Source organism: Permianibacter fluminis (assembly GCF_013179735.1).
In the GTDB taxonomy this organism is placed as follows: domain Bacteria; phylum Pseudomonadota; class Gammaproteobacteria; order Enterobacterales; family Permianibacteraceae; genus Permianibacter; species Permianibacter fluminis.
Genome location: NZ_JABMEG010000001.1, coordinates 2641465 through 2655880, shown reverse-complemented (window position 1 = coordinate 2655880; position 14416 = coordinate 2641465). Strand labels below are relative to the sequence as shown.

Annotated in this window: 15 protein-coding genes; 9 read left to right on the top strand and 6 right to left on the bottom strand. The window is 58.5% G+C overall.

The genetic code is table 11. From position 1 onward, the window contains the following. Positions 1-268: 268 nt before the first annotated feature. Positions 269-532 carry a hypothetical protein gene (locus HPT27_RS11520; RefSeq protein WP_172243326.1) on the bottom strand — a complete coding sequence of 88 codons (264 nt, stop codon included), beginning with the start codon at positions 530-532 and terminating at the stop codon, positions 269-271. A gap of 99 nt (positions 533-631) precedes the next feature. On the opposite strand from HPT27_RS11520, the gene HPT27_RS11515 reads away from it, so the two are divergent. Together HPT27_RS11515 and HPT27_RS11510 are read left to right on the top strand one after the other, a co-directional pair. Then, positions 632-1363 (top strand): hypothetical protein, encoded by a 732-nt coding sequence (locus HPT27_RS11515; RefSeq protein ID WP_172243324.1) that lies wholly within the window; start codon positions 632-634, stop codon positions 1361-1363. Positions 1364-1465: 102 nt separating this feature from the next. Next, the gene (locus HPT27_RS11510) at positions 1466-2191 is read left to right on the top strand and encodes a hypothetical protein (protein ID WP_172243322.1); all 726 of its coding nucleotides are present in this window, start codon (positions 1466-1468) and stop codon (positions 2189-2191) included. Positions 2192-2276: 85 nt separating this feature from the next. Here HPT27_RS11510 and HPT27_RS11505 read toward each other — a convergent pair whose 3' ends face one another. Continuing rightward, on the bottom strand, positions 2277-2900 hold the full coding sequence (locus HPT27_RS11505) for a hypothetical protein (protein ID WP_172243320.1): 624 nt from the start codon (positions 2898-2900) through the stop codon (positions 2277-2279). Positions 2901-2906: 6 nt separating this feature from the next. Further along, positions 2907-3947, bottom strand: a complete 1041-nt coding sequence (locus tag HPT27_RS11500; RefSeq protein WP_172243318.1) for an ImmA/IrrE family metallo-endopeptidase — start codon at positions 3945-3947, stop codon at positions 2907-2909. A gap of 462 nt (positions 3948-4409) precedes the next feature. Between HPT27_RS11500 and HPT27_RS11495 the strand changes: the two genes are divergently transcribed. Continuing rightward, positions 4410-4973 (top strand): sce7726 family protein, encoded by a 564-nt coding sequence (locus HPT27_RS11495; protein ID WP_172243315.1) that lies wholly within the window; start codon positions 4410-4412, stop codon positions 4971-4973. Here HPT27_RS11495 and HPT27_RS11490 read toward each other — a convergent pair. Together HPT27_RS11490 and cadR are read right to left on the bottom strand one after the other, a co-directional pair. Next, on the bottom strand, positions 4906-5952 hold the full coding sequence (locus tag HPT27_RS11490; protein ID WP_172243312.1) for a beta family protein: 1047 nt from the start codon (positions 5950-5952) through the stop codon (positions 4906-4908). The two genes, HPT27_RS11495 and HPT27_RS11490, sit on opposite strands and share 68 nt — an antisense overlap. A gap of 63 nt (positions 5953-6015) precedes the next feature. Continuing rightward, positions 6016-6468 (bottom strand): Cd(II)/Pb(II)-responsive transcriptional regulator, encoded by a 453-nt coding sequence (gene cadR, locus HPT27_RS11485; protein ID WP_172243309.1) that lies wholly within the window; start codon positions 6466-6468, stop codon positions 6016-6018. 81 nt (positions 6469-6549) lie between these two features. Between cadR and HPT27_RS11480 the strand changes: the two genes are divergently transcribed. The 6 genes from HPT27_RS11480 to HPT27_RS11455 all read left to right on the top strand — a co-directional run bounded on the left by HPT27_RS11480 (position 6550) and on the right by HPT27_RS11455 (position 13746). Further along, positions 6550-7191 (top strand): cation diffusion facilitator family transporter, encoded by a 642-nt coding sequence (locus tag HPT27_RS11480; protein ID WP_172243306.1) that lies wholly within the window; start codon positions 6550-6552, stop codon positions 7189-7191. 46 nt (positions 7192-7237) lie between these two features. Continuing rightward, on the top strand, positions 7238-7687 hold the full coding sequence (locus HPT27_RS11475) for a hypothetical protein (protein ID WP_172243303.1): 450 nt from the start codon (positions 7238-7240) through the stop codon (positions 7685-7687). Between the two features lie 101 nt (positions 7688-7788). Then, positions 7789-9105: a TolC family protein gene (locus tag HPT27_RS11470; protein ID WP_172243300.1), complete on the top strand. Its 1317-nt coding sequence runs from the start codon at positions 7789-7791 to the stop codon at positions 9103-9105. Between the two features lie 31 nt (positions 9106-9136). Continuing rightward, complete coding sequence (locus HPT27_RS11465) at positions 9137-10279, top strand: efflux RND transporter periplasmic adaptor subunit (protein WP_211197935.1); 1143 nt, start codon at positions 9137-9139, stop codon at positions 10277-10279. 36 nt (positions 10280-10315) lie between these two features. Beyond that, positions 10316-13426 (top strand): efflux RND transporter permease subunit, encoded by a 3111-nt coding sequence (locus tag HPT27_RS11460; RefSeq protein WP_172243297.1) that lies wholly within the window; start codon positions 10316-10318, stop codon positions 13424-13426. Next, positions 13423-13746: a P-II family nitrogen regulator gene (locus HPT27_RS11455; protein WP_172243294.1), complete on the top strand. Its 324-nt coding sequence runs from the start codon at positions 13423-13425 to the stop codon at positions 13744-13746. Before HPT27_RS11460 ends, HPT27_RS11455 begins: the two co-directional genes overlap by 4 nt. A gap of 107 nt (positions 13747-13853) precedes the next feature. On the opposite strand, the gene HPT27_RS11450 is transcribed toward HPT27_RS11455, so the two are convergent. Next, positions 13854-14387, bottom strand: a complete 534-nt coding sequence (locus tag HPT27_RS11450) for a hypothetical protein (protein WP_172243291.1) — start codon at positions 14385-14387, stop codon at positions 13854-13856. Positions 14388-14416: the final 29 nt, after the last annotated feature.

Genomic DNA, 14416 nt, shown 5'->3' with positions numbered 1-14416 from the left:
TCACTCCAGATAGTGACTCAGACTATCCTGCCGGCAGAGGCCGCCGGCGGGTGCACAGGAACAGCAGCCTGCCGTGAGGCGTGGCAACATGGCTCAGGCCTTGACAAGCTGTCTGTTCACACGGAAACTACGGATCGATAGCTTTTCCCGCAGTTCGCGCCCGTCCTCTTTGGCGAGAGGTCGGGCGTTGTGCTTTCTGGCACCCCACAATTTCGGATGCTAGCTGCTGTCCATGGTTCGCCTCGCTTCTTTCATAACGAAATCTCTCTCAGTCACGCTTGGTCACACGGGTTTCATTCCGAACCTGGATCAACCAATTCACCAAATCACGCACCCACGCATAGCGGCCTCGGCGATTCGGCAATGTGAACACGGGGATGGGTACCACGCCACGACAGATGGCCTGCCGGAATGCGGCCGGACTCGCATAACCCAGATGTTTGCGCAGATCGTCGCCGCTGATGAGCTCGCCATAGCGCCTTACCAGGTCTCGCTTTAGTACGTCGATGTCTTGCAGGGTATCGTCTGTCACGGACGTTTCTCCTTCATGCAGATATCGGGATAGTCGTACAGCACCGGGATCTGATACAACCGGTAAAGAAATTCGGAATTTCTTTACCGCGAGGGTGGGATGACCAAGAAGAACCGTGGCCGGCCAGCTCGGTTACCGCTGGAAGCGCTACGAGCAAAGATCTGGTATCGCGCGGTATCACTAGCCACCGGACTGGATGACCGGGGTTTGCAGGCTAGGTTTGATGGTGAGCAGATATATCGGCATGACTCCAAAACCGATTGGAGCCGCAAGTGGAAGAACTACAAGGAAGGGCTAAACAACCCAAGGCTCGAAAAAGTGCTTCGGATCGAGGCCGAGGTACCAGGGACGGCGCAATGGCACGAGCATTTCTTGTGGCACGTCATTCGCACCAAGCCAAACAGCCAAGCGGAAATCAATGATCTGCTGTTGGCACAGCCACAGTTGCGGGATTTGTTGTTCGTGCCTTGCTCATTGAATGCGGGTAAATGGCAACGTGCGGATGTGACGAACGTGTTGATCCATCAGCTGGCGGCACTGGGCAATTTCGATGGCTTAGCCACGCTATTGCTGTTCGTCTGGGAGTCCGAGCTGATTAGCTCTTTAGAGCTGCGTAGCATGGCGTTGCGTGGCTATCGCATGATACAGGAAGGCTTGCGTCAGCTTCCGGTGCTACAGTCCGATTTGCCGGAGCTGCTGATGCTGATCGACTCAACGTTTCCGGAATGGGTACATCTCTCGCCGGATAAGGTGTTGCGAGTCGTGATTTTCTCACAGGAGCTGCCTGCCGGGTACCCCGGGGTCAGTACCGAGGCCGACACAGACGGCTGAATTGATGCGAATATCTGTATAGGACAAATTCGCTTGACGCTTTTGGCCCGATAGCGACACTAACCTGAGTAAGCGGAGTCGTGGTCACCGAGGGTATCTGCCATGCCTAGTGGTAAGTACCAAATTTCAGATGACGACAGTCTTGGATTATTTCCATCGTCACTCGTGCTGGATGATGCCGATGTCTATGCTGTTTTGCAGCAAGAGGCAGCCTGTTTTATCGGCCAAGAGGGCTACCTCGCAGATTGCGAACGGTGGATGCTCGAATTGAATGCGAGCCAAGATGGTAGTTCAATGGTATCCAAACTCCCGGCGTTGAGCGCGGCACTGCGAGTTCTCCGTGCAACGACTCGTTCTTTGGCAGAGTCGCGGGAGCGAGTTATCGCCGACTTGGTTGCCAATCCCGGACTATTGCAGGGCGGTACTGCAAGACAACTCCTGCTCGGCGCGGAGCGCCGCTACCGTATTCTCTCCAGCATTGAGCATTTGGACTGCCAAGGTGTTGCCATACGGATGGGGTTTTCTGCTTCACTAGCCGGCGAAGTGATTGCAGATCGGACTGGAAAAAATGAACTGTTTTCCGTCAGCGTTGGCGCGACGGAAATGTTTCCCGGCTATCAGTTTGATCCCGTCACTGGCTCTATCCGTACTGAGGTGAAGCAGATCATCGAATCATTCCCGAAAGGGACAACGGGCTGGGCGATCTCATTCTGGTTCTATGCACCAAATGTTTACTTGAATGGTGCGCGTCCTCACGAACTCCTGGTCGCCGACCCCAAAGCGGTGGTTAGGGCCGCACAAGTGGCTAATGAATTACTGGATTATTGAGCCTGTGCCCGCACTGCTCGTCCTGTCCGATCACCTCGTCACGCGTTCCCAGTCTCGGGCGGCATTTTCACCGGTGCGCGCACGGTCAGAGGTCGGGGCGCAACAAACCGCTCGCTGAAGCGCGAAGCGCCGCGATATAGCTGTTCATGCAATCGAGAAAACTCGCTGGTTGTCGAGCACAAATCGCAACGGCTCGGTCGGCCGCTGAATCGCCCTGCAGCTTGTGGCATATCACCGCGGTAGTGCTGTGCTGGGCAATCGCTTTCAAGGCTTGTTCCAAACAAACGATGCGACCTTGGCAACGGGCGATGGCTGGATGCTGGGTATGCCGCGCCAGCGCCTGAATGGCATTTTTGTCACCGGTGATCAGCATGCTGTCGGGATGCGTGGCGAGATAGGCGAACAACACCTGTTCCCCGGCATCAATGCCAGGATCATCGATGGTGTGCAGCAAGGTCATGGTCTCAGCGACAGCGGCCGTTGGCGGACTGAGCGGTTGCGTCTGCGCAACCAATTGCTGCACTCGCTGCACTGCCCCCAGGGAGCCGAGCAGACGCTCCGCACGCACGGCGTCTGTCAAATGAAAGCGGTATTTCAGCGAGTCGAGGTGATGTATGTCGGCCCAGCCGATATGGAAAGCGGTGAGCAGCTCGGCGAGCAGATCGTACCGAGCCAATTTGGTTGCCGCATCGTTATCCAGCAACAGCATCGCGCCTTAGTCCTTGGCGAAGGAGAACCCTTGCATCGTGAGCAAATAATTCAACTCTTCTGGCGGTAGCGCCGCCTGCTGCATCGCTTCACGTTGAATCGTTTCAAGTACTTCAAACGCTGTGGTTTTACGCATGGGCAAAAAGTCGACCGCCATGTTGGCGCGTACCCAATCCTTGCTGGTGTAGGCATACGACCAGAGCAGATGGCCGGCATCAACACCATGGTGTTTTTCCAACTGCAGGGCCGTTAAGGTGAGTGCACTGGCAGTACCGGTTGCGGGCAATTGCGCAACGAGATCGGCAGCGGCACCGCGAAGCAGCTCGAACGCATAGGCGTCGGCAGCGACTTCGTCTTTGTCGTTCTCGCCGTCGCGCAATGAGGCCTCGATTTGGTCCATGCGTTCATCCAGCAACAACTGATCGTCGGCGACATGGCCGCGCTGCAGGTGGCCGAGCTCATGCGCCAGGACAAAGAGCTGCTTGGAGGGATTGGCGTCCTGATAACCGAGCACAACAACGGGGCGTTGCTGAACCCGTAAGGCGACCCCCGCCATTCGGCGGCGATTGGCGGGTAGGTGTTTGAGGAACAGCACCGGCACACCGTTTTGCCAGCAATAGGAAACGAGCCCCGCAAAATCCAACGCGGGTCGTTTAGAACTGGCGAGCGCAGCGTTGCGTAAGGCAATGGCGTCAGTGGGCAATGGCTGATAACGGGGCGCCGCGGTGACGGCAATTCGCGCGATGGCCAACGCCAATTGACTGGCCACATGCAGATCGTGCTCACCGGTCGTGCTGCGCTTTTTGAATCGCATCGGTTGCCCGGGCGGGGCCAAGGTGACCCGGCCGTCCACACCAATCTGCAATTCGGCGGCGGTGCGACGACGCAATATGACGGCCAGCTCCAGCAATCCGCTCGAGGTTTTCAGCAGGCCGTCGTCCCACCACTCGGGCAGCAGGCGCTCGACAAAGCTGCGGGGAAAGCCTTGTTTCTGCAGCTGCTGATAGAGCTGCGTGGGCGTCAGGGACGGAACGGTGGTGGCTGTCATGGGGCCGCTCCGGATCGAGGTCTGGGATTGGGACGGGATTGTGGCAGCGCGGCGTTGCTAGCCGCAATCAGCAAGCGGGCCAGAGATCTCGCATGTTGCTCACTGCCGTCCCAGACTTGCTCGAGAGCCTCCATCAATGTGGCATTGCCGGCGGCAGCGGGCTTATCAACTTCAGGGGTTATTTTCGCATAAATGCATAAAGCAAGAAGCGTCTTGCCCACCCGCTTGGGCTGCCCTCGCAGACAACGGTGTACATTGGACTGAGTTAGCGCTGTTTCCTTAGCAATACGCAAGGTATTGAGCGGCCCTTTAGCCGCTAGGGCTTGTCGTATTTCCGCCACCAAGACGGCCGCTGGTCGGTATGCGCTCATAAATACGCTTCCGCATAATTGCATACTGCGTATAGTAGGAGTAACCTGCTTTCAAGTAAAGTGCCGGCCCGTTCAACGAGGGAAACGCGACATGCGAGAGCAAGCCATCCGCACGGTCTTGTGCCAGCAGCTGCAAGGCAGCGTGCGCCCCTCACCGGTGGTGCTGGAAGAGCTGCGGCTAGGCCGCGGAGTGGTTCGCGCCGATGTGGTGGCGGTCTACGGTCACCTGGATTGCTACGAGATCAAGAGCTCACGCGACACGCTACAGCGCCTGGTCAAGCAAGGCTGGCAGTACGGGCGCGTCTTTGACCACGTCACCTTGGTGACGGCCGTTCGGCATCTGGATGCTGCACTGGACCTGATCCCCGACTGGTGGGGCGTGATGATCGTGGACGAAACCCATGAGCGCCTGACTTGGCAACGCTCCCCACACGCCAATCCCGGCTTTTCGCCGCTGGCCTTGGCCCAGCTGCTCGAGCGCGAGGAGATTCAGCCGAGCTTGCTGGCGCTGGAAGATGCACGCGCCACCCGTCTGCCGCTGTACCGCCTGCACGAACTGTTGGCAGAAAAACTGCTGATAGCAGACCTCAAAGCGCTGGTGCGCCGCTGCCTGTTGAACCGGACGTCGGTAAAAGCTGATCCACTACCTGCGTGAGGTGGTGATTCATTCCTTCGGCAATATGCTGCGTTTTGTTGCCGCAGCCCAACTTGAATTTTCCGCTCGTATTGTCCGCTCGCTGCGCGATTCGGTCGTCGCCCCAACTGAAGGCGGCGCCACGAAAATCGCTCTCCAGCGTCAGCAGCTGGGCCAATTCATTGCCAGCCGTCCCACCATCCGCATCGCTGCGGTAGACGATCCAGTGTTTTGATGTGGCATAGCGGTAATTGATTTTCCCGCGTCGTATCGCATCCTCTTCATCCCACTTCGGCGACACGATACCGTAGTCACCGTAGTGCACGTTCGTGAGTCCCTGCGTTTGAACGAAGGTTTGCCATAACTGCCAGTCCGTTCGCATCACCTCATTGCGACCGACGCGCATCTGCCGGGAGTCGATGGGATAGGCGCCGGACAGCAGATACACCTGTTGCCACCCCTGTTGTTGCAGGCGCTGGAGGGCCGCAACAAGTGCTTTTTGTTCGGTATCCGTCAGTTGGGGCGTCTCACACATATCGACGACCAGCGTCATGACCGCCGGGACGCGATTTAATCCTGCACAGGCCGAAAAAGCCGCCTCTTCTTGCTGACTGGTCAACATCGCTTTGATGCGCAACCGGACTGCCATCGGCCCTTGGTGCGCTCGCAGCAACGCCAGCAAAGGGGCTGGCAAATGCTTGATGCGTTCCGGATTGACGACCGGCCCCAGCAATGCGGTGTGCGGCCCAATATTTTGCATGACGTGCAGCAAGGCAGCCTCACGGACTTCCGTCAATTCGCCTTCGACCGTGGCGCAATCGAACAATGCAGGCCGCTGCCAATACCTCTGCCACTCTGTCAGAAAATTCGGTACCCGCTCCGATTTGCGCAGCTCCAGCAAAGGCAAAAGATTGGCTTTGACTGAGCCCGCCAGATTGAGCAGCGTATCCTTCTCCGCTTGCATCCATTTCAGCGTGGGCAGGTAAATGGCAGAGGCCATGTAGGAGTCCTTTTTGTTGATGATCAATCCCTGTTTCAACGTGTCGGCATTTCGCTACGGCATTCAACGGGACACCGTGTTCTTGCCGTTCATTTCTTCGTGACAGGCACAGTTTGAACCTTCGGCAGCCGCAGTAAGTGATTGCAAAATGCCGCACTCCGCTGCGGTTCGTTGCTCCCCACAACGCTGCTGCAAGGCTTTTAGCTGTTGCTCAAGTTGTTGCATCTGGGTGATGCGCTGATGCAGCTGCTCAATGTGTCTCGCGATTAGCTGATCGACATCCGCGCACGTGCGTTCCGGATGGTCACGAAAATCTAGCAAGGTGCGCACTTCCGCCAGCGACATATCCAGCGATCGGCAGTGGCGAATGAACTGCAAGGTGTCCAGTTGCTCACTCCGGTACTGTCGATACCCGCTGTCCGCGCGATGCGGCTCAGCCATCAAGCCTTCTTTTTCGTAATAGCGGATGGTCTGGACATCCACACCGGCCTGCGCCGCCAGTTCGCCAATTCGCATAGCAGCCTCTCAAAAAGAGCTTGAGTCTATAGTCACTATAGGGTTTTAAATGCCGCCATGCCAGTCCGACGGGAGCCCACGATGGCCGGTTGCTGTGAACATGACCTCTGTGAAACCAAGACCCTGGAGCGCCAGCAGCGCCGCATGCTGTGGGTTGTGCTGGCTCTGAATGCCGGGATGTTTTTCGCCGAGTTCATCACCGGCTGGCTCGCCGACTCGACTGCTTTGATGGCCGACTCGCTGGACATGTTTGCTGATGCTGCCGTTTATGGGGTCAGCCTCTATGCGATAGGCCGCAGCCTGCAGCTCAAGGCCAAGGCCGCCGTGCTGAATGGCAGTCTGCAGCTGGTGCTGGGGCTGCTGATTTTGGCTGAGGTGGCCCGGCGTAGCGTGTTTGGCAGCACACCCGAACCTATCGCCATGACGGTGATGGGCGTGCTGGCCTTGCTCGTCAACACGGTCTGTTTTGTCTTGCTGAGCCGGTTTCGCGGCGGCGATATCAACCTGCGCGCAACCTGGATCTGCTCGCGCAATGACATGCTGGGCAACGTCAGCGTGTTGGTCGCGGCGGGGTTGGTCGGCTGGACTGGCAGCCCGTGGCCGGATCGGCTGGTGGGTCTGGCGATGGCAGTGATTATCCTGCGTTCAGCGATCAAGATTCTGCGTGAAGCCCTTCCGCTGGCGCGCGGCCCGCGCTTGACGCCACCGGCATCGGCTACCTAGCATGACGGCTGCTTCTGCCGTCCCTTACGAGCGTTCTGGCCGATTCATGCGCCGTTACCGTCACTACTTGCTGTTCGCGTTGCTAACCTACCTGTGGTGCGCCACCGGTTTGGATCGGCTCGCCTCGTTGCAGAGCGTGATGAGCAACGAGCCGGCCGATGCTGTCGTGGTGGCCACCGAACAGGCCCGCCAGCTGGTAGTGCATCACGTTGGTCATCAGGATGTGCATGAGCCGGGCACACTGGACCTGGCTGATGCCGATGCTGACTCCTCACATGGTCATGGCGATCACGTCGTGCCTTATTGTGATGACGATGCCAACCAGGCGACGCCGGCTAAAGAAACCAAGTTCAACAAACTCAGTCCGCTTGCCTTACCCGCGCCAGTTGCATTGGCGTTCGCCCACCTCTCATCGTTTACCTCATCACCTTCGCCGGAACCGGTACAACGGCGCGCGTCGGCCGAATTTACCCGCACGGTTCGCCTGCTTATTTAATTCGCTTCATTCCATCGATTGAACGCTCACCACCGGTGAGCTGATGCCTGACCGTATGCATTGCATTTGGTCATGTCATTCCCTCTTGGAAGGAAGTCGTCATGCATTTTTTTACCGGAGCGGCGGCATCGCTGCTGATGCTCGCATCCGTTTTCACGCTACCGACCGTACTTGCGGCGGAGCCTGATGGTCATCAGGCCAATCAACTGCTGTCCAGCCCGCATTTACCCGCCGAATTGCGGTCCGGCTTGCAACAACTCTGGCGTAACAATCCCGCCATACGCGCGACCCGTGCCCGGCTCAACGCGGCGGTTGCCCGCGTCGCGGCCGCGGATCAGGGTATCTACAACCCAGAGCTGTCTTTAGGCGGCGAAAACGGCGCCGAAGATCGCCGCGAAGTCGGTATCGCCATGGCCATCGATTGGTCCGGTAAACGCTCAGCGCGGGAAGATGTCGCGCAGGCGGAATACCGAACGGCGCTGGCGCAGTGGCATGCCTCGTTGCAGCAGGTCGGTGCGGATTGGTTGCGTGAGGTCGTGGCTTTTCAGGCCGCGCAGGAGCAAGCCTCGCTGGGTCACGAACGGGCCGATTTGATGACTCGTTTTGCCGAATTGGCTGGTCGGCGCCTGCGGGCCGGCGACATCAATCAGATCGAACGTGATCTGGCTGAGTTGGCGTTACAGGAATCGCTTGCGCAACTTGCCGAACTCGAAGCCGAACAGGCGCGTTCCGAGCAATCGCTACGCGCACTGGGTGCCGATACCGTCGCACTGCCCGCGTTGATGGACACCTTGCCCTCGCTCACCACGGTACAGGTTGACGATGACAAGTTGGCGCGTCACGTGCTGCTGCGGCAAGCCAATCAGGTCGCCAAGGCCGCGACCGCGCGAATCACCGTGGCAGAGCGTGAGCGCCGTCCCGATCCGGTATTTTCACTGAGTTCGGGCACCGTGGAGACCGACGGCATCCGCGATGACGTCGTCGCTTTCAACGTCAGTATCCCGCTGCCCATTGTGAACAGCTATCGCGCCGAAGTGACGGCGGCACGTGCGGACGCCGATGAGGCGCAAGCACAGCTGGATGAAATGCGGCGCCGGGTGCGCGCCGAAGCCTATCAAGCAACTGTCCGCTACAACGCCCTGCTGACAGCGTGGCAACGTTGGCAGCAAAGCCCCGCGAGCCGCGTTACTGCCCGTGCCGATCTGCTGCAGCGCATGTGGGAGGCGGGTGAATTATCCAGCGCCGACTATCTGGTGCAACTCAACCAAACCCTCGATACCAGCGCGCGCGGCCGCCAGCTCAATGCGCAAGTGTGGCAGGCCTGGCTCAATTGGCTGCAAACCACCGGCGAATTTCTCAGCTGGGCTGGCTTGCCGGAAACCAACCCGGCCGATTTCGATGATCGCAGCGCGGACTGACCCCGACACTGAATGGATGGATTTTCTGACAATGAAAACGACGCAAAAAGCACTATGCCGTAAACATTATTGGCCGACCGCATTGGCCATGCTGGCCATGACGTCGCTGCTGGCACCGCTGAGTTACGGTGAAGAGCACGAAGAAGGCGAACACACCGAAGGCAAGCCGCTGACCGATGCTGAAATCAACAAACTCGGCATCGTCACCGAGACCTTGCAAGCCAAACGCTTGAGTGACGAAATCCGCGCCCCGGGCGAAGTCAAGCCGAATGCCTACGCGACTACCTTGGTTAGTCCCCGGGTACCGGCCTTGGTGCAGCAACGCCACGCCAAACTCGGTGATTCGGTAAAAAAAGCGCAGCCGTTGGTGACGCTGACCAGTATCGAACTGGCCGAGGCGCAGGGCACGCTGTTGGTGGTCGACCGCGAGTGGCAACGGGTGAAATCGCTCGGCAGTGAAGCCGTGTCCGGCCGCCGCTATCTGGAGGCACAAATCGCGCGCGATCAAGCGCTCGCCAAGGTGCGTGCCTTTGGCATGAGTGATAACGCCATCGAAAAATTGTTGGCCGGCAAGTCGGCCAATGCCAATGGCGAACTGACCTTGCTCGCACCACATGCAGGTCGGTTGACATCCGATGATTTCCTGATCGGCGAACGTGCCGAACCCGGCCGTACCCTGTTCACGTTGGTCAATGAGGACAGTGTCTGGATTATCGCGCAGTTGCCACCGTCCACCGCCGAGCGCATTGCGGTTGGCGCGGCGGTGCGGGTCATCGCACACGACAAGACCGAACTGCCAGGCAAAGTGATCCAGCTGTCCCATCGCGCCGAGGAAGGCACACGGACCACGCCGGTGCGCATCGAAGTGCGCAATGACAAAGACCAGCTGCATCCCGGAGAGTTTACCGAGGTTTGGATCAGCACCCAGGGCGTCAGCGAGCAACTGGCGGTACCCAAGGATGCATTGGTGCAACTGGCCGGTCAGATGGTGTTGTTCCGTGTCGCAGGCCCCGGCGATTTCGACCCCATACCGGTACAAACCGGCGCCAGCCGCGGTGGTCTGGTGGTGATCGAGAGCGGCGCGAAGGCCGGTGATGTGATTGTTGTCAAAGGCGCCTATGCGCTGAAGGCCCGGCAACTGAAATCGCAAATGGGAGAAGGCCATGCGCACTAACTCCTGTTGCGGCATCTGTGTTCGGAGGACCGGCTCATGCTGAATCGGCTGGTCGAACTCGCTCTGCGTTATAAGTTTCTGGTGTTGATCGCGTTCTTGGTGCTGGCCTTTCTGGGCTTGCGCGCCGTCAACTCGGTACCGATTGATGCTTTTCCGGATGTGACCCCGAATCAGGTCAACATCTATACCGAATCCCCCGGCCTGGCTGCCGAAGATGTCGAACAACTGCTGACCTTCCCGATCGAATCTGCCTTGGCAGGCTTGCCGAAAGTGCAGGAAATTCGGTCGGTCAGTTTGTTTGGCTTGTCGTATGTGTCGGTCTATTTCGATGACGAAATCGATATTTACTTTGCCAGACAATTGGTCAATGAACGATTGCAGGAAGTTGGCGATCGCATTCCGGAAGGTTATGGCCGGCCCGAAATGGGGCCGAATGCATCCGGTCTTGGTCAGGTGCTGTGGTACACCTTGGAGCGCGCTGACGAAAAGCTGAACGCCAGCATTTCCGATATGGACCTGCGCACCTTGCAAGACTGGAATGTGCGGCTGATGCTGCGCACAGCGCCGGGCGTCGACGACGTCACGTCCTGGGGTGGTGGCGAACGGCAATTCCAAGTGCGCATTGACCCACTCAAACTGATCAAACACGGCATCGGTTTCACCGAGGTCATGACGGCACTGCAAGTCAACAATGGTCAGGTCGGCGGTCAGTATGTCGATTTGGGCCAAGAGCAGTATCTGGTGCGCGGCCTCGGTCTGGTCGCCAATGCCGACGACATCGGCCGCATCGTCTTGAAAACAGACGACGGCACACCGGTCTACATCCGTGATGTCGCCGAAATCAGCGAAGCCGCCGCAACGCGCTTCGGTGCAGTAACCCGCGACGGCAAAGAGGTGGTGCTGGGGATGGCGCTGGCCCGCATTGGCGAGAATGCCAAAGGCGTGGTCGAGGCAGTCAAAAGCAAGCTGGATATCGTCAAAGACGCACTACCCGATGGGGTGGTGATGAAGCCCATCTATGATCGCACCGAGTTGGTCGACAAGGCGGTTAACACCGCCGTGCGAGCGCTGATCGAAGGCTCGATTCTGGTGGCGGTCGTCCTGTTCCTGTTTCTCGGTGAGCTGCGTTCCGCCATCGTCGTAATTGTTGCCCTGCCGATGGCGATGCTAATTGCGTTTATCTGCATGGGGCAGGCCAATCTGTCGGCCAACCTGATGTCGCTGGCCGGCCTCGCCATCGGCATCGGCATGATGGTCGACGGCGCCGTCGTGATGGTTGAGAACGCGTTCCGGATCATGGCGGAACGAAAAGCCCACGGCGAAAACGTCGACCGAACGTCCGCGGTATTGGCGGCCGCGCGGGAAGTCGCCAACCCCATCTCGTTCGCCATCTTGATCATCATCGTGGTGTTTCTGCCGCTGTTCAGTTTGCAGGGACTGGAAGGCAAGCTGTTCAAACCGATGGCGTTGAACATCAGCTTTGCGATGGCGGGCTCGTTGCTGCTGACGTTGACCCTGATCCCGGTACTCGCCGCGATCATTCTGCGTGCCAAAGAGGAACGTGATACCAAAATGGTGGCGTGGCTGAAGGCAGGGTATCGCCCGCTAATCGCCTGGGCACTGGCGAAGAAGAAGGTCGTTGTCACCGGTTCAATTGCCGCACTGGTGGCCAGCCTGGCGTTGTTTCCTTTGCTCGGCAAGGAGTTCATGCCGCAGCTGGAAGAAGGCTCGATCATGTGGCGAGTGACCTCGATCCCGTCCACGTCCCTCGATGAATCGATTCGGTTGTCCGAGCGCATTGAAGAAGCGTTCAAACAGTTTCCGGAAGTGGAGTCGACCCTGGCGATGATCGGCCGCGCTGAAAAAGGTGAAACCGCCGACGTCAACTACATGGAGATCTACACCGCGCTGCATCCGCAGCGGGAATGGACCAGTGGCCGTGACATCGGTGAGTTGGAAGAGGCCATGGCCGAGCTGTTGGAGGACGTGGCCCCCAACTCGGTTGCCGGGTTCACCCAGCCGATCCAAATGCGGGTGGAAGAACTGATCTCTGGCGTGCGAGCCACTCTGGCATTGAAACTTTACGGCGAGGACTTGGGTGAGTTGGACAGCCTCAGTGCCAAACTGAAAGACGTGCTGACGAAAGTCCCTGGGGTGGCGGATCTGTCGCTGGAGGCCAACGTTGGTAAGCCGCAGATCCGGATCAAGGTCAACCGGGAAGCGATTGCTCGATACGGCCTTAATGCCGAAGACGTTCTAACCATTGTCAAGAATGGTATTGGCGGCGAGCCGGTGACCACACTGCTCGATGGCGTCAAGCGCTTTGAAATTGCGGTCCGTCTGGAGGAGTCGCACAAGTCATCGCTGGAGGCGATTCGGCAGTTGCCGCTGTCAGCTCCCGGTGGCGTGATCGTGCCGCTGGCGCAAGTGGCCGATGTTGATGTTGCCGAAGGTTACTCCTTCGTCCGCCGCGAGCAGTTGCAGCGCTACGCGGTGATCCAGATGGATGTGCGCGGTCGAGATGTCGACAGCTTCGTGCAGGAGGCCAACGCAGCGATCAAGCAGTCGGTTGAATTGCCGGCCGGCTATTGGGTGGAATGGGGCGGTGCGTTTGAGAATCAGCAGCGGGCATTGACACGGCTCGCGATCATTGTGCCGATCACCATCTTTTTCATCTTCGTGCTGCTGTACACCGCGTTTAACTCCATGCGCTACGCCGCGCTGATCATTGCCAACGTGCCGTTCGCGACCATTGGTGGCCTGCTGGGCTTGGCCATTACTGGCCAATACCTGTCCGTACCGTCAGCCATCGGATTCATTGCGGTATTCGGTGTGGCCATGCTGAACGGCATCGTCTTGGTCAGTTTCTTGAATGAGCTGCGCGAGCGCGGCCTGTCAGTGCGGGAAGCGGTGCTACAAGGCACCTTACTGCGGCTGCGGCCGGTGCTGATGACGGCCAGTGTCGCCATCCTCGGACTGGTGCCGATGCTGTTGTCTACCGGCGTAGGTGCTGAGACGCAGCGGCCCTTGGCAACGGTGGTTGTCGGCGGCCTCATTACCTCGACCTTGCTGACTTTGGTACTGCTGCCGGTCATTTATGAATGGCTGGAAACCCGGCCTCACTCTGCTACGGAGAAGCTGTCATGAAAGTCGTTACTGCCTTTGTTCACCGCGGCCGCATCTCTGACATCGTGCATGCGCTCGAGGCCGCCGGCTTTCGCTACCTGACGGTGATAGACGTCAAAGGGTTATTGAATGCAATCAGTGCCCATGAAGAGCACTATTCCATAGAACTCGGCGAGAAAGTTACCGACGAAATCAAGTTGGAGCTGATCTGCAACGACGACAAGACCACCGAAGCGGTCGAGCTCATTCACCGCCATGCCCGCACCGGGCAACCGATTGCAGGGCTGGTTTACGTCACGCCGGTGGAGGCCTACCAAGTGATTAACGGTACAAACACCTAACGCCTTGTCCCCAGTCGTGCCATAGCGGGCCGGTGCCCGCATTGGCACGAGTCTCCTCGACTCAGTACGTGGACACCGCCGCGGTCAACATTGTCGCGGCGGTTCTTTTAGTTGTGGACCACCGGGCGCATCGCACTGTCTTGCTTTGCCATGAAATTCTCGATCATCCACTCATGCGCGTGCTGCTCATGCTGAGCCAGCATCTTGAGTTGCCAGCCTTTCAACAGGTCCTCAGGTGCTTGCCCCGACAATGCCAGTCCCTCGCGACTGTCCGGTTGCAGGCGCACGGTTTCGCTTAAGCCGTTGTTGCTGAATTCCAGACGCAGCTGCACTACGGTCGGCGGTAGCGGTCGTTGATCATCACTGAACGCATAGGCATATAACCACTGCCCGGTTTGGTGCTCGTGTCGAACCAGCTCGATTGCCAAATCACGGTCTTCCAGCAACATGCCACCATGCGGTCCGTGCGGTAGCAGCCCTTCTTCGACATGCTCCTCCGCCCCGTGCGGACCATGATAGTGGCCCGCATCTGCCACGGATGAGGGTTGCGACTCACCGCCTCGATAGAGATGCCAACTGAGCATTGATAACGCCGCAAAAGCCAGCAGACCTAACCCATAGTAAACATTGTCTCTGTCCATCGCGAGGCTCCGGCCGATGACCGTGCGCA